The sequence below is a fragment of the Umezawaea tangerina genome (assembly GCF_003002815.1).
GTDB classification, from domain to species: domain Bacteria; phylum Actinomycetota; class Actinomycetes; order Mycobacteriales; family Pseudonocardiaceae; genus Umezawaea; species Umezawaea tangerina.
On sequence record NZ_PVTF01000005.1, the window covers coordinates 446,173 to 469,082 of the forward strand.

The following is a 22,910-nucleotide window of genomic DNA, read 5'->3' on the forward strand; positions in this document are numbered from 1 at the left end:
ACAGTGCACACCCGCGACGAAGTCCACGCGGTCGTCACGCCGGTATGGCGCGACGTCCTCGGCAGGTCCGAGCTGCCCGCGGACGCCGATTTCTTCGAGCTGGGCGGCGATTCCATCCAGGGCGCCCGGCTCATGGGCAGGCTGCGCGAGCTGTTCGGCCTGCCCCTCCCCCTCCAGCTGATCTTCTTCCACCCGGCGCTGCCCGACTTCACCACCGCCGTGGGCGAGGCGGCCGAGCAGCTCCGGGCGGAACCGGCGGACAGCACCCCGAGCACCGCGGGCCCGCTGCCGCTCTCGGCGCAGCAGGAGGAGCTCTGGGTCGCCGACCAGCTGACGCCCGGCAACCTCGCCTACACCGAACTGCTGCCGCTGCGGCTGACCGGCCCGCTGGACGTGGCCGGGCTCCAGACCTCCGTCGACGCACTGGTGGCCCGGCACGAGTCGCTGCGCACGAGGTTCCCCACGGGCCCGGACGGCGTCCCGCACCAGGACGTGCTGCCCGCCCTGCGGGTGGCGCTCGACCGGGTCGACGTGGCCGACGTGGACAAGGCGCGGCAGGTCGCGCTCGACCGCCTCACCGAGCCGTTCGACCTCGCCGAGGGGCCGCTGGTGCGCGCGGTGCTGCTCGACATCGACCCGGACGACCACGTGTTCCTGCTGTACGCGCACCACATCGTCGCGGACGGCCTGTCGCTCGCCGTGCTCTGCGACGAACTCGCCGACCACTACGCCGGACGCGGGCTGCCCCAGCCCGCCCCGACCACCCGCGACCGCCGCCCGGCCGACCTCGCCCGTCAGCTGGAGTACTGGAAGCAGCAGCTCCACGGCGTGCGACCGCTGGACCTTCCGCTGGACCGACCTCGCGCCGCGGTGCGCGACAACGGCGGGAGCAGGCTGCGGTCCACGATGTCCGGCGAGCTCCGCGACGCGGTGCGCGCGCTGGCCCGCGAGGAGGGCGCGACGCAGTTCGTCGCGCTGCTGGCGGCGTTCCAGGTGCTGCTGGGCCGCTGGGCGGGCACCGAGGACGTGGCGATCGGCTCGCCGGTGTCCGCGCGGTCGGCGCCGGAGCTGGAGCGCGTGGTCGGCTACCTGGTCACCATGGCCACCTTCCGCGGCGACCTGTCCGGCGACCCGAGCTTCCGGGAACTGCTGCGGCGCACCCGTGACGTGGCTTTCGGCGCGCTGGCCAACAGCGACGTGCCGTTCACCAGCGTGGTGGCGGAACTGGCGCCGGAGCGCGACCAGTCGCGACCGCCGATCTTCTCGGCGACCCTGGTGTCGCAGCCCACCCCGCCCACCCTGGTCGCCGACCTCGGCGACGTGACCGGGGTGTCGTTCCCGGTGCCCCGCCGGTACAGCACCTACGACCTGACGCTGTACGCCTGGGACGCGCCCGACGAGCTGATCATCGACATCGAGTACGCCACCGCGCTGTTCGACACCTCGACCGCGCGGCGGCTGGCCGAGCAGTTCGCCCGGCTGGTCGAGGGCGCGGTCGCCGCACCGGACGCCCCGCTCTCGACGCTGGAGATCCTGCCCGAGCCGGAGCTCCGGAAAGTGGTGCGGGACTGGAACGACACGGCGGCGGCGTTCGCGCTGGACCGCCCGGTGCACGAACTCGTGACAGCGCAAGTACAACGCGCGCCGGACCGGATCGCGGTCGTCGAAGGCGACCGCGAGGTCACCTACGCGGAACTGCACGACCGGGCTACCGTCCTCGCGCGACGGCTGCGCGAGCACGGCGTCGGGCCGGACGTGGTGGTGGCCGTGCGGATGGCGCGGTCGGTGGACCAGCTCGTGGCGCTGCTGGCGGTGTGGCACTCGGGCGGCGCCTACCTGCCGCTCGACCCGGCCTATCCGGCCGAGCGGCTCGACTTCATGATCACCGACAGCGGGGCGCGGCTGCTGGTCACCGCGGCGGCGGGCGGCGGGCACGAGGTGCTGCCGCTCGACGGCGACGCACCGGCCGCACGCGAGTCCACTGTGGACGACCTCGCGTACGTGATCTACACCTCGGGCTCGACGGGCGAGCCCAAGGGCGTGCTGGTACCGCACCGGGGAATCCTGAACCGGATCCTGTGGATGCAGCACGAGTACGGGCTCACCGAGGACGACGTGATGCTGCAGAACGCGGCGTACACGTTCGACTTCTCGGTGTGGGAGTTCTTCGGACCGCTGGTGCTGGGCGCGCGCGTGGTGCTGCCCGACGCCGACGGGCACCGCGACAACGCCCAGCTGGTCGAGCTGATCGCCCGCCACGGCGTGACCACGGTGCACTTCGTGCCGTCGATGCTGCGCTACTTCCTGGCCGAACCGGAACTGGCCCGCTGCACCGGGCTGCGGCGGGTGTTCAGCGGCGGCGAACCGCTGCCCACCGCGCTCGTCGCCGAGTTCTCCGCGCGCTTGGGCCACGTCGAGCTGCACAACCTGTACGGGCCGACCGAGACCAGCGTGGACGTCACGCACTGGCCGGTCGCGCGGGACGAGGCGGCGGCGGTCATGCCGATCGGCCGTCCGATCGACAACACCACGTGCTACGTGCTCGACGACCGGATGCGCCCGCAGCCGATCGGCGTGCCGGGCGAACTGCACATCGGCGGCGTGCAGCTGGCGCGCGGTTACCTCGGCAAACCGGGGCTGACGGCGGAGCGGTTCGTAGCCGACCCGTTCGGCCCGCCCGGCGGCAGGCTGTACCGCACCGGTGACCGGGTGCGGTGGCGCGCGGACGGCGTGATCGAGTTCCTCGGGCGGATCGACCGGCAGGCCAAGGTCCGCGGGTTCCGCGTCGAGCCCGGCGAGGTCGAGGCCGCCCTCACCGCGCACCCCGGAGTCCGCGAAGCGGCGGTGGTCGTGCGCGAGGACGAGCACGGCGAACGGCGGCTGGTCGCCTACCTGGTGGGCGAGCCGGTCGGCACGGCGCCGCTGCGCGCGTGGCTGGCCGACCGGCTGCCCGACCACTCGATCCCGACCGCGTACGTCGAGCTGGACCGGCTTCCGCTGTCCCCCAGCGGGAAGCTCGACCACGAGGCGCTCGCGGCACCCACCGGCGACCGGCCCACCGTGGCCGCCGGGTACAGCGCGCCGGTCGGCGAGCGCGAAGAACTGCTCGCCGGGCTGTGGTCGGACGTGCTCGGCGTGGACCGGATCGGCCGCGACGACAACTTCTTCGAGCTGGGCGGCGACTCGATCCGGGGCATCCACGTGATCGCCAAGGCCCGGCGCGCGGGCCTCGCGGTGACCGTGCCGCAGCTGTTCCGCCACCAGACGATCGCGGAGCTCGCCGCGGTGGCCACGGCCGTGGGCTCCGCGCCCGCGCCCGCCAAGCCCGTGGGGGCGACGTTCCCGCTCACGGCGTTGCAGATCGGCATGGTGCGAGAGGCGGACCTGGCTCCGGGCAAGGGGATGTACGTCGTGCCCGCCGAGGCGCTGCTGTCCGGCGACGTCGACCCGGACGCGCTCCGCGCGGCGTTCGCGGCGCTCATCGCCCACCAGCCGGTCCTGCGCACGTCGGTCAGCGGGGACACCCAGACCGTGCACCCGGCGGTCGAGCCGGTCTTCAGCTACGAGGACTGGAGCGCCTACCCCGAGGCCGAGCAGGAGCGGCGCAGGCACGAGCGGCTCGAATCCGAGTGGCGGGCGGGATTCCGGCTGGACGCGGCGCCGCTGTCCCGGCTCCGCCTGGCCCGCCTGGCCGACGACCGGCACAGCATGGTGTGGACGAGGCACAACGTGCTGCTCGACGGGTGGAGCTACGCGCGGCTGTTCGACGAGCTGCTCCGGCTGCACGCGGCCATCCGCGACGGCGAGCCGGTGCCGGAGCTCGCCGCGCCGGAGTCGTTCGGGCGCTACGTCGACTGGCTCGCGCCCCGCGCCGAGGCGGCGGCGGACGCGCTGTGGACGGAGTTCCTCGCCGACCTGCGGCCCGTGACGCTGTTCGACCCCGCGCCGATCGCCGGGCAGGCCCCGTACGAGGAGCTGCGGTTCGAGCTGCCCGCCGAGGCCGAGACCTTCGTGCACCGCTCCCGGCTGACGCTCAGCGCGATGCTCGAGGGCGCGTGGGCGGCGGTGCTCGCCCGGCACACGGCCACGACGGACGTCCGGTACGGCCTGGTGTTCTCCACCCGCCCGGCCGAGCTGCCCGCCGTCGAGGACATGCTCGGGCTGCTGATCAACACCCTGCCCTCCGGCCTGCGGGTGGACCCGGAGCTGCCGGTGGTCGAGTGGCTGCGGTCGATCCAGGACCGGGGCATCCGGCTCAAGGAGCTGGCGACCGCCAGCCTGGAGGTGCTGCGCGAGCGCGCGGGCGGCCCGCTGTGGGACACGTTGCTGCTGCTGCACAACTACCCGCACAACTTCGACGACGCGCTGCCCGGCGGCCTGCGGATGCTCGACACCCAGGGGTTCTCCAGGGTCGGCGCGGCGCTCATCGTGTCGGTGGACCCCCGACCGCTGCGGGTGGCGATGCTCTTCGACACCGCGAGGGTCGACGCGGACACGGTGCGGCAGCTCGGCGCCGACCTCGCCGAGCTGCTCACCGCGATGATGGCCGATCCCGACCGGCCGGTCGGGGAACTGCTCGGCCCGCGCCCTCAGGACGGCTGAGGCGGGCCGGTCACGGTCCCGGTGGCGCTTCCAGGTCGGACTCGACCGCGGAAGTGATCATCGGGACCGACTCCGGCCGGAAAAAAGCGTCGTCGTCACCGGGCAACAACCGGAGCCGGAATGACGCGGCGGTGTGGGACTTCCATTCCGCCACGTCATCCGGGGGGACGACTCCGTCGAATTCCCCGACGAACGCGGAAATCGGGCAGCGCACCACGCGATCAGGAGGAGACTGGTACTTCTCGACCAACAGCGAGTCCGCGCGGTAAGTCGGCAGCATGAGTTCGGCGAAGAACGGATCGGCCTTCAACGGGCTGTCCTCGCGCACCCGGATCGGGTCCGCCAGGAATTCGGCGTCGCTGAGCCGGTCATTGGTCACCGCGGGCGGGGCGATCAGGTGCGGCGCCGTTTCGGCCGACACGAAGAGGTGGAGCGGACCGGGCACACCCGAGTCCTCCTCCAGCTTCCGCGCCAGCTCGAACGCGACGAGCGCGCCCATGCTGTGCCCGAAGAACGCGTAGGGCACGTCCAGCAGCCCGCGCAGCCCGTCCACCAGCCGCTCCACGAGCTCGGCCATGTCCGCGACGGCCGGTTCCCGCAGACGAGCCTCCCTACCAGGCGTTTGCACCAGTACCGGCTCGACCTCCTCGCCCAGCCGGTCGGCGAGTTCGCGGTAGCCCGAGGCGCCCTTGCCCGCGTACGGAAAGAAGAACAACCGCACCGGACGGCCGTCCTCCACCGGACGCCGGTACGCGACCCAGTCGTTCTTCGCCACTACCGGACCTGCTCTTCCATGAGCCGACGCAGGCTGAGCGGCCGCATGTCGCTCCAGACCTCGTCGATGTGCGCGAGGCATTCCGCCTTGTCCCCGCCGAATCCGTCCTGCCGCCACCCGCCCGGAATCGCCTTGCCCTCGGGCCAGATGGAATACTGCTCCTCGTCATTGAGGACCACGATGTACCGCAATGTTTCAGCCATGCTGTTCCTCCCCAGTGAGCAGAGCTCGATTATGGCATAGTGTGCGGCGGCGTCGAATAGCATCCGAACCGGTTGTCGCGCTGTGACCGCAGTGATACGAGAGACCGGGCCCACCCGCACGCACACCGGCGCGGCTCGGCCAGAAAGGATTTCGAACCATGTCTTCTCGGCAGCGAATCATCCCGGTTCTGCTCCTGGCGCTCGTCTCCGCGGGGGTCGCGCCCGCACGGGCCGACACGTCGCACCACCCCGTGTCCATCGCCCAGGCACGCGCCTTGCCGCTGGGCACCGTGGTCACGGTCGAGGGCACGGCCACGACCCCGTCCGGCGCGTTCGAGTCCAGCTTCTACGACAAGGGCTTCGCCCTCCAGGACCGCTCCGCCGGGATCTACGTCAGCGTCGCCGTCGACCCGCACGTCACGCCCCGCGCCAGGGTGCGGGCGACCGGCACGCTGCGCGACAGCTCCGGACTGCGCGTCCTCGTCCCCAACACCCCGCTCGCGGTGCACGGCACCGGACCCACGATCCGCCCCAAGCCGGTCACCACCGCCACCGTCGGCGAGACCACGGAGGGATCACTGGTGCGCGTGGTCGCCACGATCACCCGCGCCCCCGAGTCAGATCTGCCCTACGGCCACAAGTTCTTCGTCGACGACGGCTCCGGGGAACTCACGATCTTCGTCAACACCCAGACCGGCATCGACCTCACCGGCCTCTCGGCGGGCCAACACGTCCACGTGACCGGCTTCAGCAGCCAGTACGACACCCACTACGAGATCGACCCGAGGTCCCCGGCGGACATCACCGCCCGGCAACCGTAGGAGGACCGGGCCCCTGCCCCCACAGGGCACGGGGCCCGGCATGCGGCCGCGCTCATCGTTCGATCGACACGCCGCGCAGGGTCTTCAGGTCACCGAAGAACGACGGCGTGGTGGCCACCCTGAAGTCGTCCACGACCCAGATCTCCTTGGTCCGGTCCCGACGCTGCACGTTCAGGTGGACCGGGACATCACCGCTATGTGATGCCAGGGTCTGCTTCAACTCCTGCACCAACGCCGGGGTCAACGTCTTCGTGCTGACCCCGAGCACGACGGGCGGCGCGACCCCCGGATTGTTCTCGGCGTCGGAGATGTCCAGCGGGACGACGTCACCACCGAAGATCGACATCTTGTCCTCGCGCCAGTTCACCCGCCCCTTCACGCAGACCGCGGAGTCCATCTCCAGGTCGCCGTGGAGCACCGCGTAGGACTTGGGGAAGAACAACACCTCGACGGAGGCGTCGAGGTCCTCGACCGTCACGATCGCCCACGGCTCACCGTTCTTGTTGACCCGCCGCTCGATCGCGGAGATCATCCCGGACACGACCAACTCGCCCTCCCGCGGCGGGTCGTCGATGACCACGGCGATGGGGCGCGGCGCGTACTTGCGAAGGATCCGCTCGGACCCGTCCAAGGGGTGCGCCGACACGTACAGACCCAGCATCTCCTTCTCCAGCGACAGCACCTGCTTGCGCGGCCACTCCTCGGTGCCGATCTTCAGATGCGCGAGCGCCGAGCGGTTCTCGTCCGGTTCGCCGGACTCCTCGCCGCTGCCGAACAGGTCGAACTGCCCCTCGGCCTCCTTGCGCTTGATCGGGACGACGATGTCGACCGCGTCCTCGTGCACCTGGACGAGCGACATGCGGGTGTGGCCGAAGGAGTCGAAGGCACCGGCCTTGACCAAGGACTCGACGACCCTCTTGTTGCACACCACCAACTCCGACTTGTCCAGGAAGTCGGTGAACGAGGTGTAGGCCCCGCGCCTGCCGCGTGTGGCGATGATGGAGTCGACCACGTTGGCGCCGACGTTGCGGATCGCCCCGAGACCGAACCGGCCGTCGACGCCAGCCGCACCGAAACGCAGGGCCGACTCGTTGACATCCGGCGGCAGCACCTTGATGCCCAGTCGACGGCACTCGGCGAGGTAGACCGCGGACTTGTCCTTGTTGTCGCCCACCGAGGTGAGCAGGGCCGCCATGTACTCGGCGCGGAAGTTCGCCTTCAGGTGCGCGGTCCAGTAGGAGATCAGACCGTAGGCGGCGGCGTGGGACTTGTTGAACGCGTACCCGGCGAAGGGGAGGATCGTGTCCCACAGGGCCTTGACGGCCTCGTCGGAGAACTTCAGCTCGTGGTTGCGCATACCGTCGCGGAAGCCCTCGAACTCCTTGGCGAGGACCTCGGCCTTCTTCTTGCCCATCGCCTTGCGCAGGACGTCCGCGCGCCCCATCGAGTAGTTGGCGACCTTCTGGGCGATGAACATGATCTGTTCCTGGTAGACGATCAGACCGTAGGTCTCGCCCAGGATGTCCTTGAGCGGCTCGGCCAACTCCGGGTGGATCGGAGTGACCTCCTGGCGGCCGTTCTTGCGGTCGGCGTAGTCGTTGTGCGCGTTCATGCCCATCGGGCCCGGCCGGTACAGCGCGCTGACAGCCACGATGTCCTGGAAGGAGGTCGGCTGCATGCGCCTCAGCAGGTCCCGCATCGGCCCACCGTCGAGCTGGAACACACCCAGGGTGTCGCCGCGGCTGAGCAGCGCGTAGGTCTCCGGGTCGTCCAACGGCAGGTTGTCGAAGTCGGGGACCTCCTGCTTGCCGCGGTTGGCCTCGATGTTGTCGATGGCATCACCCATGACCGTGAGGTTGCGCAGCCCCAGGAAGTCCATCTTCAGCAGGCCGATGTTCTCGCACGACGGGTAGTCCCAGCCGGTGATGATCGACCCGTCGTCGCGCATCCACAGCGGCACCGACTCCGACAGCGGATCACGCGACATGATCACCGCGCAGGCGTGGACACCGGCGTTGCGGATCAGCCCCTCGAGCCCTCGCGCGGTGTCGAAGATGGTCTTGACCTGCTCGTCGGTCTCGACCAGGGCGCGGACCTCGGCGGCCTCGCCGTAGCGGGCGTGGCTCTTGTCGACGATCCCGTGGAGCGGGATGTCCTTGGCCATGATCGGCGGCGGCAGCGCCTTGGAGATCCGGTCGGCGATCCCGAAACCCTGCTGGCCGAAGTGGACCCTGGCGGAGTCCTTCAGCGCGGCCTTCGTCTTGATCGTGCCGAACGTGATGACCTGCGCCACCCGGTCGCCGCCGTACTTGTCGGAGGCGTACCGGATCATCTCGCCTCGGCGGCGGTCGTCGAAGTCGATGTCGATGTCGGGCATCGCCGTGCGCTCGGGGTTCAGGAACCGCTCGAACAGCAGGCCGTGCGGGATCGGGTCGATGTTGGTGATGCCCATCGCGTAGGCCACCAGGGCACCCGCCGCCGAGCCGCGGCCCGGTCCGACCCGGATGCCGACCTCGCGGGCGTGGCGGATGAGGTCACCGACGATCAGGAAGTAGGCGGGGAAGCCCTTGTCCACGATGACCTTGAGTTCGAACTCCGCCCGCTCGACGTAGCCGTCCGGGATCCCGTCGGGGAAACGCCGCTCCAACCCGGCGAAGACCTCGTGGCGGAACCACGATTCCTGCGTCTCGCCCTCGGGGACGTCGAAGTTGGGGATGCGGTCGTGGTGGGCCCACACGTCCGCGTAGGACTCGACGCGCTCGGCGATCAGCAGGGTCGAGTCCGTCGCTCCCGGAACCTCGGCGTCCCACAGTTCCCGCATCTCCTTGGCGGACTTGAGGTAGTAGCCGTTGCCGTCGAACTTGAACCGGGTCGGGTCGGAGAGCATCTTGCCCGACTGCACGCACAACAGCGCCGAGTGCGTGTCCGCCTGGTCCTTGGTGACGTAGTGGCTGTCGTTGGTCGCAAGTGGAGGGATACCGAGCTTCCTGCCCACCGCGAGAAGTCCCTCGCGGACCCTTCGCTCGATGCTCAGACCGTGGTCCATCACCTCGAGGAAGAAGTTGTCGGCCCCGAAGATGTCCCGGTAGTCCGCCGCCGCCCGCAACGCTTCGGCTTCCTGACCGAGACGAAGCCGCGTCTGCACCTCACCGGACGGACAGCCGGTCGTCGCGATGATGCCCTCGGAGTGCTCCACGATCAGTTCACGATCCATGCGCGGCTTGCGGTAGTACCCTTCCACGCTGGCGCGGGTGTGGAGCTTGAACAGGTTGCGCAGTCCGGTGGAGTTGGCCGCCAGCATGGTCATGTGGGTGTAGGCGCCGGCACCGGCGACGTCATCACCTCGCTGACCGGGGTCACCCCAGAAAACGGGCTTCTTGTGGATACGACTATGGGGAGCCAGGTAGGCCTCGACACCGATGATCGGCTTGATGCCGAACCTGGTGGCAGTCTGGTAGAACTCGTCCGACCCGTACATGTTGCCGTGGTCGGTCATCCCCACGGCCGCCATCCCCAGCCGTTGCGCCTCTTCGAACAACGGGTTCACCTTCGCCGCACCGTCGAGCATCGAGTACTCGGTGTGGACATGCAGGTGGACGAACGACTTCCCTGACAAGACGGGAACCTCTCAAGATCTTGGTCATTCCATTGTGGATCATGACCTCGACATGTCCGACCCCTTCGGCCGCCTGCTCAACGCACGCGCGGATCGCAACTCCTGCAACTGCTCGACATTCGCCAACAGCGCATGGTCGACTTCATGTCGCAGTCGATTCTCGCGGCCGGGGGTTGGCACGACAACGACGTACACCCCACCGAATCGGCCATGCGCACGACACACCACGGGGCGACCTACCTGAACGTCCGGCACGCACGGGTTGCCCGGCAAGACATGCTCTTGCACCCTGCCGTTGCCGACGATGACTCAGCCGAGCCTGCGCAGCAGCACGTCGACGAGCTTCTGCGGTTCGTCCAGCATGATGTCGTGGCCGCAGTCGATGGTGTGGAAATCCCATGACGGGTCGCCCTCGATGCGTTCCCGGTTGTCGCCGTACGGGCTGTCGTACCCGGTGGCGAGGATGTACGTCCGCTTGAAGCCAGCGAGGTTGACGTCGCTCAGCGGCAATCTCTCGGTTGTAGCGGCGAGCGGGAAGGGGACGCCGAGTCGGTCGATGACCGCCCGGTCGCTCTCGTTGCCACCGAACTGAGCGGCCGGGAACGGATCGATGTACAGACCCCGGTTGTCGGCCCCCGTGGCCAGGAACATCTCGAGGGCGGGTGGGTAGACGTCGACGAACGACTGCCCGTGCGACGGGACGACAGCATCGAGGTAGACGAGCTCGTCGACGCGGTTCGGGATCTGGCAGGCCACTCCCGTGATGACCATCCCGGCGTACGAGTGGCCCACCAGCGTGACGGATGACAGGTCCTCCCACTTGACGAGATTGACGATGTCGGTGACGTGGGTGCTGAGGGTGATGTCACCGGACAGGAGGTGGGAGTGTTCGGCGCATCCGGCCAGCGACGGCGTGAACACCGTGTGCCCCGAGCTCCGCAGCAGGTCGGCTGTCCGCCGGTACGTCCAGCCCCCGCGCCAACCACCGTGCACCAGGACAAAGGTTGCCATGTCGATCTCTTCCCATCTGATCCGCAGGTGCGCCTTGTCGCGCCGGATGTCAGGTCCGAACCCGGACGGTTCGCCGTTGCGCCCGTTCGTCGATGTCACCGCACGACGCCCACCCGACCGACTTCCCCCTTGGAAGCCGTCGGACCAGTTCGCCGAGTTCCTCTTGCTGCCGCGCCACGGTTGCGACCACTGTCGTGACGCCGCGGAGGCGCTGGGTTGTTCGAGATCGCCCTGGTGATCCAAGGGATCGATCCCATGGCCCGCTTGTCTACCCGAAGCCCGCACCGATGAGGGAGCCGCCGTCCACGGGCGCCACCACTCCTGTCACGAATCTCGAGTGCGGCGACACGAGCGCCGCGGCCACGTTCGCGAACTCGCGAGGCTCCCCGATGCGGCCCAGCGGCACCCTGTCACCAAGGCGCCCCTTCGACAGCCCTGGCCGACTGTCGACCATCTTGTCGACGAGCTGCGTGTCGAACAGTCCGGCCATCAACGTGTTGACGCTGATGTTGTCCTTTGCGACCTCGAGGGCCAGGGTCTGGGCGTAGCCGATCACCGCCGACCACACGGCAACCGGGGCCGCCATGTCGATGGCCGGTCGTTGGACGACCGCGGAGACGACGTTGAGGATGCTGCCGCCCTCACCCGTCATGTACGGCAACGTCGCACGCACGGACCTCACCACGTAGTAGAAGTGCCGCTCGAATGCCGTCACCCAGACGTCGTCGGTCAGCTTCGAGATGGGGCGGACGGGCGGCCCACCGTCGTTGGTGACGAGGACGTGCACGGCGTCTCCGAACCGACCGACAGTCGAAGCCGTGACCCGGACGATGTCGTCCGCCTTCGAACAGTCGGCGGCCAGCCCGAGGACCTTGCCCTCGCCGTGCCTGTGGGAAAGGTGTTCAGCGGCCGCAGCCGCCTTCTCCGCCCGTCGCCCGAAGATCGTCACAAGGGCACCCTCGGCCAGCAGTCGATCGGCGATCGCGTAGCCCAGCCCATCGCTTCCGCCACCGACGATCGCGACCTTGCCCGCCAGTCCGAGGTCCATCAGCAGACTCCGATCGAGGCCAGGAACGACTCGGCGTTGCCGTGGAAGACGTCGTCGAGGACGTCCGGCGGGAAGCCCTGCTCCCGCCAGTCCCGGACCAACCTCTCGTGGCTGAGCATCGGGTAGTCGGCCGCGAAGAACACCTTCTTGCGCAGGCGTCTGCCGATCTCGCGCTTGAGCTCCTCCGGGTAGTAACGGGGGGACCAGCCGTGCAGCTCCAGCCAGACGTTGCCCTTGTGCAGCGCGATGGCGATCATCTCGGACTGCCACGGCCACGCGACCCGCGCCGCGATCACGTCGAGGTCCGGATAGCGCGCCGCGATGCGGTCGACGTGGCGAGGGTGGCAGCTGTCGAGCTCGAGGCCCATGCCACCACGCATCCCCGCGCCGTTCGCCGACATGCCCACGAGCATCAGCACAGGACGACGAGCCTCGACGCACAGGTTCAGACACTTCTCCCAGGCAGGCTGGTCCGGCGCACCGGCCGCGGAGAACGGGTGCAGTGCCATCCCGACCAGACCCGGTCCGTCGCCGAGGCAGCGCTCGAGCTCCTTGACGTGATCGGGCCGGGTCGGGTCGATCCCTATCCAGTTGCCGAGCACGACATCGGAGTACTCGCGCGTGTAGTCGAAGGCGTAGTCGTGCTGGTCGCGCAGCGCGCCGACGTCCATCTTGTAGGTGTACGCGAGGTCCAGCATCACCTTGGCGTTGGCCTGGCGGAACTGGGCGGCCTGTTCCTCCTCGCTGACGAAGGTCATGTCCCACTTGAAGTAGTCACGTACCGCTTCTCGGGCCTCACGGTCCTCGAAAGGGCTGCCCTTCCAGCCCTTCGCGGTCCCCCAGTGGGAGTGGAAGTCGATCAGCCGAGGCGGCGTGGACGTTGGCGTGGTCATGGTGCCGCTCCCTCGAACGTGGCTGCCGTGCGTCGCGCCCCGACATCGTCGACAGGACGTGCACCTTCCCGGGCAACAGCCATGACCGTCCCTTCGACGAACACCTGCCGCCATCGAGGCGGACGACCTTCGCGAACACTTAATGACATGTCTATCATAAAATGCACAGACGGCGACACCGCCGCCCTTCCAGCACCAGGAGCGCCATGCGAGCCATCACCCAGTACGAGTTCGGCGGTCCCGACGTGCTCACCGTCGTCGACGCGCCCGAGCCCAAGCCCATCCCGACCGAGGTCCTCGTCCGCGTCAAGGCGATCGGCTTGAACCCGTTGGACACGCGCCTGCGCGCCGGCGAGTTCCCCGTGCAGCTGCCGTTCACCCTCGGCTGGGACATCAGCGGCGTGGTCGAGGAGGCTCCCCACACGTGGCGGCTCAAGCCGGGTGACGAAGTGTTCGGCATGCCGCTGTTCCCGCGGATGGCGAGCGGGTACGCCGAGCTCGTGTCCGCGCCGGCACTGCACCTGGCGCACAAGCCGGCAGCGCTCTCGCACGTCGAGGCCGCGGCGTTGCCGTCCGTCGGACTGACGGCGTGGCAGGGCCTGGTCGACCTCGCGGGCGTGGGCACGGGCGACCGCGTCCTGGTCCACGGCGGTGGCGGCGGGGTCGGCCACGTCGCGATCCAGATCGCGAAGGCGCTCGGCGCACACGTGATCACCACTGCCAGTACGGGCAAGCGGGACTTCGTCGAGGATCTCGGCGCCGACGAAGTGGTCGACTACACGACCGTCGACTTCGCCGAGGCCGTCCGCGGCATCGATGTCGTGCTCGACACGATCGGTGGTGACACCGCCGAGCGGTCGATCGCGGTGCTCCGACCCGGCGGTCACCTGCTCACGGCGGTCGAAGACGACGATCCGGAGCTCGCCGCTGGTTGCGAGGCAGCCGGCATGCGCTTCAGCGGCATCGTGGTCGACCCCGACCCGGTCGGCTTGCGCGGTCTTGTCGAGCTCGTCGAACAGGGAAAACTCCGAGTCCACGTGCACGAGACGTTCCCCTTCGAACGGGTCGCCGACGCACACCGGACACTCGAGAGCGGCCACCTCCAAGGCAAACTCGTCCTCACCGCCTGACCCCCATGAGGACGCGCGCGAGCGAGACCTCATGGGAGCCACGCGGTCGACCTCGCCCGACCGGCCGGGGACCCGGTGCCAGTACGCTGATTCCCGTGCCAACGCAGAAGGAGCGCAACGCCGAGACGCGGCAGCGGTTGCTCGTGGCGGCGCGGGAGGTGTTCGCCGAGAAGGGCTACGCACACGCGAGCGTCGCCGACATCGTGAAACGGGCAGGCCGCGCACACGGTTCGTTCTACCTGCATTTCGCCAACAAGGAGGCGGTGCTGCAGGTCCTGATCGAGGGCGCGATGGCCCAGTTGTCCCTTGAGTCCAGGACCATGTGGCAGTGGGAGGAACCAGCGTCGGGTGTGCACCGGACCGTCCGCAGGTTCGTCCAAGCCTTTGGCGAGGACCGGGATCTTTGGCTGCTCCTCGATCAGCGCAGCAGCCTGGAACCGGCCTTCAAGAAGTTGAACGACCAGTGGTTCCACCAGCTCACGGCCGACATCATGCACGGCATGGCTTCCGCCAAGACGTCCGTGCCGACGCCCGGTCTCGATCCCGGGATCCTCGCGCAGGTCCTCGCCGCCATGCTCTCCGACAGCACTCGCGCCCTGTACCAGGAGGACTCCAGCTGGACGCCCGATGAGCTGGTGGACGAGATCTCCACGATCTGGTCACTCGCACTCGGGTACGACCACGCGCCCTTCTCGCCCGCGGAACACGGACAGGCCGACGCAGCACCTCGTGGATGACGGTGCCGCCGAGTGGCAGCGGCCACGACGGCTGCGCGCACCGCGGCGATCGCCCCATCGCTTCGGATGAGTTCCGGTGTCCCCGCCTTGGCCGTTCACCACTCGGCGAGAGCGGCAGGTGGGAAGGGTGTCGGAGCCGATACCGGACCTGCTCGGTATCGCGGCGACCCCGTCATCGTGGAGGAGCCGTCGGTTCCGGGCTTGCCAGGACGTCGCCCGCTCGACATCCTGATACCGGCGTCATTACTGACACCAGTATCATTAAGTTGCCCAAGCCCTACTGATGGACGACGAGGACCGAACGATGTCTTTGACGACACGCGAGTGGCACTTCATGCAACGACCGGTCGGACTACCCGGTCCCGAGACCTTCAAGCTCGTCGAACGCGACCTTCCACCACTGCAGGAGGGTCAGTGCCTGGTGAAGAACCTTGTCCTCTCGGTCGACCCCTACATGCGACCGCGGATGGACGCCGGGCCGTCCTACGTTCCCCCGTTCGAGCTCGGGGAGGCCTTGACCGGCAGCGCCGTCGGTGAGGTCGTCGAGACGCGGAGCGATGTCCCTCTGGGGTCCTGGCTCGTGCACCAAGCCGGCTGGCGGGAGCACGCGGTCGTCGATGCCGGTGCGGCTCGCGTCGTCGACAAGGGCCGGTACCCCAGCTCGCACTACCTCGGCGTCCTGGGAGGGCCCGCTTTCGCCGCCTATGTCGGGCTCTTCCACATCGCGGACTTCCGGCGAGGGGACTCCGTCTTCGTCTCCGGCGCGGCCGGTGCGGTCGGCAGCATGGTCGGGCAGTTCGCCTTGCTGGCCGGCGCCAAGCGGGTCGTCGGGAGCGCGGGAAGCAGCGAGAAGGTGAGGTACCTCGTCGACGAACTGGGATACGACGCGGCGTTCGACTACAAGACCGGTCCCGTGCTGGAGCAGTTGCGCGGTGCGTTCCCCGAGGGACTGGACGTCTACTTCGACAACGTGGGATCGGATCACCTGGCCGCGGCGATCGACGTGCTCAACGACTTCGGACGCGCGGCGATCTGCGGAACCATCTCGACCTACAACGCGGTCGAGCCCCACGCGGTCCCCGTGGATGCCGTCAAGGTCGTGACCAAACGGCTCCGCCTTCAGGGGTTCATCGCGTTCGATCACGAGGACCTCCGGAAGGACTTCGACTCCGAAGTGGGAGCATGGTTGGAAGCAGGCCGACTGATGAGCCCGGAGACGATCAGTCGAGGGATCGAGTCCGTTCCCGCAGCGTTCACCGGCATGCTGACCGGTACGAACACCGGAAAGGCGATCGTCCGCTTGGCGGAGGATCAGACCTGAGCGTTGGCCAGGGTCGGGCTCGACGGAGACCTCGAGAGCCGCTGACCGCCTCGCCTGCCCCAGCCGAACCCTAGTATGGACGTCACCGATGTAGCCGTCTTGACGGGTCCTGCCCTGGCTTCCCGGTCCAGAGCTCGTCGAGACGCACACGAACAGAAGCGCGCGTAGGAGACACGACGGTGCGGCGGACGCAGAAGGAACGAAACGAGCAGACGCGCCAAGCCCTGCTGGAGGCCGGAAGCTCACTGCTCCGCGAAGTGGGCTACGCACGTACGTCGGTCGCCCAGATCACCCGGCGGGCCAACCGAGCGCACGGCACCTTCTACCTCCACTTCGAGAACAAGCGGGATCTCGTGTCCGTCCTGCTCGAGGACATGGCCGACGAAGGCAGGCAGCACGCGCGTGAGATCTGGCGCACCGCGCCCGGCGTCGAGGGGCTCTGGATGACTCTTCGGGAGTTCTTCGCCCGGATCACACCGGAGCGCAGCCTGTGGTTGTTGATCGAGGAGGTCATCGCGCTCGAGGAGGACGCGGCTCCACTCAGGTCGAGGCTCCGACACCTCTACGTCGAGCCGATCCTCCACGGCCTCAAGGGGAATCGCGATGCTCGCGTGTCGCGCCCGGTGAACCTCGAGCTGCTCGCCGACGTGCTCGTGTCGGCGGGCCTGCACTTCGCGCGAACCGGGAGCACTCCAGGCTCACCCGACGTCACCGCGCTGCACATGACCGCCGTCTGGCGCCACGCCATCGGACACCCGCTGACCGAGTCCGATGTGGCGCACCTGAAAGGCAAGTTCGCGGCAGGGTGAGCGCGATCGCCGGGATGTGGTGCGGGCTATCCGTTCGCCGGCCTGCGATCCGGTCGGGCGAGCTCGTACCGCTCGAGTGCGTCCAGCGGATGCTCCTCGGACAGGCGTCGCGCTTCGCCCACGTCGCCGGCGACGAGGGGTCCGATCAGCACGTCGTGCCGGTCGGCGAGGTCGGCAAGAGCACCGGGACCGTCGTAGGTGTCGCTGACGACGATGCGCGCGCTCAGGGCCAGCCGATCGGTGACCGCGATCCAGTTGTCCAAGAGCAGCTGGTGATCGGCCATCCGAACGATGGTCTCGTGAAAGGCCAGATCGATCTCGAAGAACGAGAGCCGGTTCCCGCGCGCCGATGCCCGACGCATCTCGGCCACGCGTGCGCGCAGCTCGGCGACAAGTCCGGGATCGGCATTGGCCGCCGCACGAGCGGCCGCGAACCCCTCCAACGCCGACCTCATCGTGAGCAGCTCACGAACCTCCTTGATGTCGGGGTCGACGACCGCGTGCCCGCGGTACCGGTCGAAGGAAAGCAGGCCCTCGGCCGCGAGCAGGCTCATCGCGTCCCGTACGAGACCTCGACCCGCACCGACCGCGACCGCGAGATCACGCTCGTGGATCGGCTCGCCCCGCGCGAATCGCCCCGCTGACACCATCTCGCGAAGCATCGCCACGACCTGATCGCCCGTGAGCGGGCGCTCCGGGCGCAGGTCGTCCGCGGCGCGCGGATGTGCGGTCTCGGCGCGGCCTTTTCCCATCGTCATCAGTCGTACTCCGATCGTGGGACCGAACGTCTCAGCGTTGCCGCGAGGACGTCATCGTGCCGCTCCCCCGGACGCGGTCGCCTTGCGTCGTGCCTCGACCTCGTCGGTGAGGTCGCGTTTGAGGACCTTGCCGGTGGGGCCCAAGGGGAACGTCTCGAACAGCTCGACGCGCTGGGGGAGCTTGTACTTGGCGACCTCGTCCTTCATGAAGTCGATGACGTCGTCGAAGGTGACCGTGGCGCCGGGTTCGGGGATGAGGCAGGCGCAGGTGTTCTCGCCGAAGTAGTCGTCGTGGATGCCGACGACGGCGACGTCGGCCACGTCGGGATGCCTGACGAGGATCTCCTCCAGCTCACGGGGCCAGATGTTGGCGCCGCCGTGGATGATCATGTCCTTGGAGCGCCCCGAGATCGTGAGCCTGCCGTTCCCGTCCAGGTGACCGCGGTCCCCGGACCGGAACCAGCCGTCGGCGGTCCAGCTCTCCTCGTTCTTGCCGGGGTTGCGGTAGTAACCCACGCAGATGGTCGGGCCGGTCTTCACGATCTCGCCTTCGACACCGACGGCCACGTCCTGGTCATCCCGGTCGAGAATCCGCACGTGCATGAACTCGTAGGGACGGCCGACCGTGCCGACCCACTCCTCGTAGGGCTCCTCCGGGTCGGTGCACGAGGTCACACCGGTCTCGAGCATTCCGTACAGGTCGACGACGGGGCAGCCGAGCCGCTCGTTGGCCTCGCTGAGCACCTTCACCGGTGTGGATGACCCGCCGGTCTGCACGATGCGCAACGAGGAGAGGTCCCTGTCGTCGAGGCTGTCCTCCCTCAGGATGGCGAGTACGGCGGTCGGTGCGGCCAGGAACGTCGTCACCTGGTGGCGCTCCACCAGGTCCAGCAGCCCGGTCGGCGAGAACTTCTCCATCAACACGCCCCGAGCACCGGCGTTCGCCACCTGGACGACGGTGCCGAAACCGGCGTTCAGGCCGACGGGAAGGAGGACGAGGATGGTGGCATCGCCGTCGATGCCCCTCTGCTCGCTCTCGTGGCGAGTCATGCAGAGCGTGGTGTTGGCGGTGTGCATCACGGCCTTGGGCTCGCCGGTGGTTCCCGAGGTGAACGCGATCCGCATGACGTCGTTGGCGTCCGCGGGTCTGTCAGGCGCGGGATCTTCGGGATCCAGGTCACGACGAAGCTGGTCCAGGCTGACCCAGGCGTCCTTGCCCGCCAACGACGACGCCTCGCCGGTGGTCACCGCGACCGTGTTGACCAGCCGCGGCAACCGCCCTCGGATCCCGTCGATCATCTCCGCGTGGTCGAACCCCCGGAACACGTCGGGCACCACGATGGTGTGCGCCTCGGAGAAGTCGAGGATGAACTCGATCTCACGCGCCCGGTAGTCCGGCGGGAACTGGCAGAACACCGCACCCAGGCGAACGACAGCGGCCAGTACGAACACGAACTCGATCCGGTTCGGCAGCTGGACGGCCACCACATCCCCGCGCCCCACACCGCGACGGGCCAGACCCGATGCCACCTCGCCACTGACCTGCCACACCTCGCCCCAGGTGACCTGCGCGCGGTCGTCGACGTAGGCGACCTTGTCCGTGAGCTCGTGCGCGTTGCGCCTGAACAGATCGGCCAGCGTCGTCTCCGACCAGTAGCCGGCCGCCGTGTACTGCTCGATCAGCTCCGGTGTGAGAAGCGTGTCCTCCCGAGTAACAGCCATGACCATCCTCTTGTCGATGTGTGCCGGTCCCTTGCGCGGCGCCGACCTGGAGTTCTACGACCGCGCTGTCTCGCGGACGTCGATCAGCACCTTGCCCACGACGCCCTGCTCGACGGCGGTGTGAGCCTCCGATGTCCGCTCGAGCGGGTAGTGGTGCACGGGCAGACCGTGCTCCTCGCCGACGCCGAAGGCACCGTCCGCCAGTGCGGCGGTGATGTCGTCGGCCGCCGCGCGCAGTGCCGACCGCCCGACGGTGTAGAGCAGCACCCACTGCAAGCGCGCGTTGGCCGACAACGCCTGGCCCACGCCGAGGGCGACCTCGCCGCCGCCTTCGCTGGCGTAGATCGCGATCGTCGCGCGGGGCTTCACCACCTGGAGGTCGAGGCGCAGGTTCTGCGCCGGGGCCACCTCGACGACGATGTCGACCCCGTCGGGGGCCAGGTCGCGGATGGCCGTGGCCGGGTCGCCCTCGCGGTAGTTGACCGTGTGGTGGGCGCCGGCCGCTGTGGCGAGCGCTGCCTTCCAGTCGGTACTCACTGTGCTGATCACGAAGGCACCGGCCCACCTCGCGAGCTGGATGGCGGCGTTGCCGACTGCGCCTGCTCCCCCTGGGACGAGCACGGTCAGGCCGGCCAGCGCATCAGGGGCGAGCCGATCGGGACCGTCCTCGGAGGTGGTCAGCGCGCGGTGAGCGGTGACCGCGGGGACGCCCAGCGCGGCGCCCACGTCGAACGACGCGGTATCGGGCAGCGCGGTGACGTTCTCGGCGGGCAGCACCACCGACTCCTGCGCCGTTCCCCCTGGACGGGTGTGCTGCGCGAGCATCGTCCAGACCCGATCGCCGACCGCGACGCCGGTGACGCCGAAGCCGACGGCATCGACCACACCTGACCCGTCCTGGCCGGGCACGACCTCCGGAAAGGCCTGCTTGCCGAAGCCGCCCGAGCGGGACTTCCAGTCCGTGGGGTTGACGCCGGCGCGGACGATCCGCACCCGTACCTCGCCCGCACCGGGGCCGGCGGCCTCCCGCTCGACCAGGCGGAGAACAGAGGAGTCGCCGGGCCGGGTGTAGATGACGGCGCGCATCAGCTGGTGCTCGGCGTCGGGAGGTCGGTGCGGCACTGGGCGCGGTGCGACGACTCGAACGGGCTTGCCATTGGCCTGGTCCTCAGGATGTGGAGTGGAGGCGGGCGAGTGCCGTCTCGATGTTCCGTACTTTAGCGATCGTTCGGTATAGCTGAAGGTAGTTGCGCCGGCAGACGCGGTCAAGGGTTCGAGCGTGACCACAGGCCCGTGTGCGGAGGGAATGTCGCCGTGGCGGACCGGACGCAGCACGATGTGCCGAGTCCGGGGACTTTCGAACCCCGTGTGCGAAGGCTGGTCGAGGCTTCAATTCTCGAACGGTCCCATGTGGACTGAGACCCCGAAGGCCTCGTCGTTCGCGGCGGGCCAGGGCATGGCTGTGCCGCGCCGGCCTCGTCGCGTCGGGTCAGACCCCGGCGGTGACGATGCCTATGGCGAACCCCACGTAACGCTCGACGACGTCGTCGAGCGTGAGTAGGCCGTGCTCGGTGTACCACAGCGCGAGACCCGAGCACATCGAGACGACCGCCCGTGCCGTCACGGCGGGATCACCCTTGTCGAACACGCCGAGCTCGGTTCCGCGCGAGATCTGGTCGACGAGCAGCTCGTGGATCTCCACCTGTTTGGCGTGCACCTGCTCGAGGGACTCCTCGTCCAGCGCACGAGACTCACTGAGCCCCAGGAAGGCGAAGTCGCGCTGCGCGACGTTGTACCTCACGAGGCATTCCACGAGAAGTCGGAAGCCCGCCAGTGGCTCTCCGTCCGCCTCGTCCAGCGCGGCATGCGCGCGCCACAGGAGATCGGTCAGGGTGAAGTCCATGATGTTCAGCAGCATTTCCTGCTTGCTCTCATAGTGGTAGTACACCCCTGGAACCGACAGTCCGGCTCGGCTCGCGATGTCCCGTACCGTGGCGCCGTGGTAGCCGATCGCGAGAAAGGCGGCCGACGCGGCCAGAAGCACGTCGTCGAGTGGCGTCGACCCGAAAGAGCGCCATTCACCGTTCGCGGCGGGCTCGGCCGTTGGGGCATCTCCGGACTCGGTCGCCGCGAGAACAGGCATCAGCAAAGCGTCGATCGACATGCCGAAAAGGCGCGCGACCGTCGCGAGGCGACGCACGCTGACAGCGGTGCGGCCGTTCTCGATCGCGCTGACCGTCGCAGGGCTCACTTCGAGGGCCGCAGCCAGGTCTCGCAGCGTGAGGCGACGTTCCCTCCTCAACTCGCGAATGCGGACACCGAAAAGCTCGGGAAATCCACCAGCCGCCTCCGCCGATGGTGGCTCCGCCATGATTCTCCTTGGCCGTAGGTGTTCAAGGGGCAGGTTACCGCCTCGTCGCTCTGCTCTGGACGGTCCACCGGCCGTCGGGTCGCAGGCCTCAAGTCCGCGCCGCCCGGTCGTCAGGGGGACGGTCCGACAGCCGCTCACAGGTCGAGCACGAGACGTCTGGTGCACGCGCGTGAGACGCAGATCATCATGTAGTCGTTCGCAGCGCGCTCGTCCGCGTTCAGGACGAAGTCCCGGTGGTCCGGAACACCCTCGATGACCGGGGTCTCACACGTACCGCAGGTGCCCGCCTGGCATGAGGAGAGGATGCGGACACCGGCTTCGCGCACGACGTCGAGAACGCTCTTGCCCGCGGGCACGGTGAGCACCAGGTCCGACATCGCGAGTTCGACCTCGAAAGGCGAGTCGACGGTGTCGTCGTCCGACGGCACCGGGGAGAAGCGCTCGACGCGAAGGGCCCCTGGTGGCCAGTGCCGGGTCGCGTCCTCCACGGCTCGCAGGAGGGGCTCCGGACCGCAACAGTAGATCAAGGTGTCCGGTCGCGGGTCGGCCAGCCACACATCGAGGGGCAGCAGGCCGTGGTCGCTCTCGGGTGAGATCGTGATCCGGTCCTCGAACTGTTCCAGCTCGTCGACGAAGGCCATGGAAGCCCGCCGACGACCGCCGTAGACCAGCTTCCACCTGGCACCGGACGCATCGGCCTGGTGCAGCATCGGGAGGAGCGGGGTGATGCCGATCCCTCCGGCGATGAACAGGTAGTCCGGGGACGCGGCAAGCTCGAAGTGGGATCGCGGCCCCCGCAGGGTCCACGTCGATCCCACCACGGCCTCTTGGTGCAGCCGTCGCGAGAAGCCCCGGCCGTCGGGTTCCTCCAGGATCGCGACGCGATAGGTGCGGAGGTCGCCGACGTCCCCGCACAAGGAGTACTGGCGGGACGTCCCGTCCGGCAGCACCAGATCGATGTGCGCTCCCGGTGACCACATCGGCAGCGCCCGGCCGTCTTCCCTGGCCAGCAGCAGCTCCACCACCCCCGATGCGATCATCCGTCGCGAGACGACTTCCACGGTCGTCGTGAGTTCCGACGTCGCCATCACCT

General features: G+C 68.8%; 17 protein-coding genes. 6 read left to right on the top strand and 11 right to left on the bottom strand.

Translation table 11 applies throughout. The annotated features are described in order from the left end of the window. The first annotated feature begins 3 nt into the window (after nt 1-3). The gene (locus CLV43_RS19440; RefSeq protein WP_170155911.1) at nt 4-4,602 is read left to right on the top strand and encodes a non-ribosomal peptide synthetase; all 4,599 of its coding nucleotides are present in this window, start codon (nt 4-6) and stop codon (nt 4,600-4,602) included. A gap of 10 nt (nt 4,603-4,612) precedes the next feature. Here the strand turns inward: CLV43_RS19440 and CLV43_RS19445 are convergent, their stop codons facing one another. Together CLV43_RS19445 and CLV43_RS19450 are read right to left on the bottom strand one after the other, a co-directional pair. Further along, the gene (locus tag CLV43_RS19445) at nt 4,613-5,377 is read right to left on the bottom strand and encodes a thioesterase II family protein (RefSeq protein WP_170155912.1); all 765 of its coding nucleotides are present in this window, start codon (nt 5,375-5,377) and stop codon (nt 4,613-4,615) included. Beyond that, nucleotides 5,377-5,580 carry an MbtH family protein gene (locus tag CLV43_RS19450; protein ID WP_106188830.1) on the bottom strand — a complete coding sequence of 68 codons (204 nt, stop codon included), beginning with the start codon at nt 5,578-5,580 and terminating at the stop codon, nt 5,377-5,379. Before CLV43_RS19450 ends, CLV43_RS19445 begins: the two co-directional genes overlap by 1 nt. Before the next feature lie 158 nt (nt 5,581-5,738). Between CLV43_RS19450 and CLV43_RS19455 the strand changes: the two genes are divergently transcribed. Further along, complete coding sequence (locus CLV43_RS19455; protein WP_106188620.1) at nt 5,739-6,401, top strand: single stranded DNA-binding domain-containing protein; 663 nt, start codon at nt 5,739-5,741, stop codon at nt 6,399-6,401. A gap of 52 nt (nt 6,402-6,453) precedes the next feature. Here the strand turns inward: CLV43_RS19455 and dnaE are convergent, their stop codons facing one another. The 4 genes from dnaE to CLV43_RS19475 all read right to left on the bottom strand — a co-directional run bounded on the left by dnaE (nt 6,454) and on the right by CLV43_RS19475 (nt 12,969). Beyond that, the gene (dnaE, locus tag CLV43_RS19460) at nt 6,454-10,017 is read right to left on the bottom strand and encodes a DNA polymerase III subunit alpha (protein WP_106188621.1); all 3,564 of its coding nucleotides are present in this window, start codon (nt 10,015-10,017) and stop codon (nt 6,454-6,456) included. Nucleotides 10,018-10,326: 309 nt separating this feature from the next. Further along, complete coding sequence (locus tag CLV43_RS19465) at nt 10,327-11,028, bottom strand: alpha/beta fold hydrolase (protein ID WP_146174809.1); 702 nt, start codon at nt 11,026-11,028, stop codon at nt 10,327-10,329. Between the two features lie 268 nt (nt 11,029-11,296). Beyond that, nucleotides 11,297-12,076 carry an SDR family oxidoreductase gene (locus tag CLV43_RS19470; protein WP_106188623.1) on the bottom strand — a complete coding sequence of 260 codons (780 nt, stop codon included), beginning with the start codon at nt 12,074-12,076 and terminating at the stop codon, nt 11,297-11,299. After that, nucleotides 12,076-12,969, bottom strand: coding sequence for an amidohydrolase family protein (locus tag CLV43_RS19475; RefSeq protein ID WP_170155913.1), 894 nt, complete (start codon nt 12,967-12,969; stop codon nt 12,076-12,078). The genes CLV43_RS19470 and CLV43_RS19475 overlap by 1 nt, the downstream gene beginning before the upstream one ends. Nucleotides 12,970-13,175: 206 nt before the next feature. Here CLV43_RS19475 and CLV43_RS19480 point away from each other — a divergent pair, with 206 nt between their 5' ends. The 4 genes from CLV43_RS19480 to CLV43_RS19495 all read left to right on the top strand — a co-directional run bounded on the left by CLV43_RS19480 (nt 13,176) and on the right by CLV43_RS19495 (nt 16,966). Next, the gene (locus CLV43_RS19480) at nt 13,176-14,099 is read left to right on the top strand and encodes an NADP-dependent oxidoreductase (protein WP_106188625.1); all 924 of its coding nucleotides are present in this window, start codon (nt 13,176-13,178) and stop codon (nt 14,097-14,099) included. Between the two features lie 95 nt (nt 14,100-14,194). After that, nucleotides 14,195-14,836 carry a TetR/AcrR family transcriptional regulator gene (locus CLV43_RS19485; protein ID WP_170155914.1) on the top strand — a complete coding sequence of 214 codons (642 nt, stop codon included), beginning with the start codon at nt 14,195-14,197 and terminating at the stop codon, nt 14,834-14,836. Nucleotides 14,837-15,119: 283 nt separating this feature from the next. Next, on the top strand, nt 15,120-16,157 hold the full coding sequence (locus CLV43_RS19490) for an NADP-dependent oxidoreductase (RefSeq protein WP_245886693.1): 1,038 nt from the start codon (nt 15,120-15,122) through the stop codon (nt 16,155-16,157). 179 nt (nt 16,158-16,336) lie between these two features. Continuing rightward, entirely contained in the window at nt 16,337-16,966 is a 630-nt protein-coding gene (locus CLV43_RS19495; protein ID WP_106188627.1) for a TetR/AcrR family transcriptional regulator, read from the top strand. A gap of 26 nt (nt 16,967-16,992) precedes the next feature. On the opposite strand, the gene CLV43_RS19500 is transcribed toward CLV43_RS19495, so the two are convergent. The 5 genes from CLV43_RS19500 to CLV43_RS19520 form a co-directional block, all read right to left on the bottom strand. Continuing rightward, nucleotides 16,993-17,724 (bottom strand): GntR family transcriptional regulator, encoded by a 732-nt coding sequence (locus CLV43_RS19500; RefSeq protein WP_106188628.1) that lies wholly within the window; start codon nt 17,722-17,724, stop codon nt 16,993-16,995. Between the two features lie 51 nt (nt 17,725-17,775). Then, complete coding sequence (locus CLV43_RS19505) at nt 17,776-19,446, bottom strand: class I adenylate-forming enzyme family protein (RefSeq protein WP_170155915.1); 1,671 nt, start codon at nt 19,444-19,446, stop codon at nt 17,776-17,778. A gap of 54 nt (nt 19,447-19,500) precedes the next feature. Beyond that, nucleotides 19,501-20,532, bottom strand: a complete 1,032-nt coding sequence (locus CLV43_RS19510; RefSeq protein ID WP_106188832.1) for an NADPH:quinone reductase — start codon at nt 20,530-20,532, stop codon at nt 19,501-19,503. A gap of 403 nt (nt 20,533-20,935) precedes the next feature. Then, nucleotides 20,936-21,817 (bottom strand): TetR-type transcription factor C-terminal domain-containing protein, encoded by an 882-nt coding sequence (locus tag CLV43_RS19515; RefSeq protein WP_106188630.1) that lies wholly within the window; start codon nt 21,815-21,817, stop codon nt 20,936-20,938. 134 nt (nt 21,818-21,951) lie between these two features. After that, entirely contained in the window at nt 21,952-22,905 is a 954-nt protein-coding gene (locus CLV43_RS19520; RefSeq protein WP_106188631.1) for a PDR/VanB family oxidoreductase, read from the bottom strand. Nucleotides 22,906-22,910 lie beyond the last annotated feature (5 nt).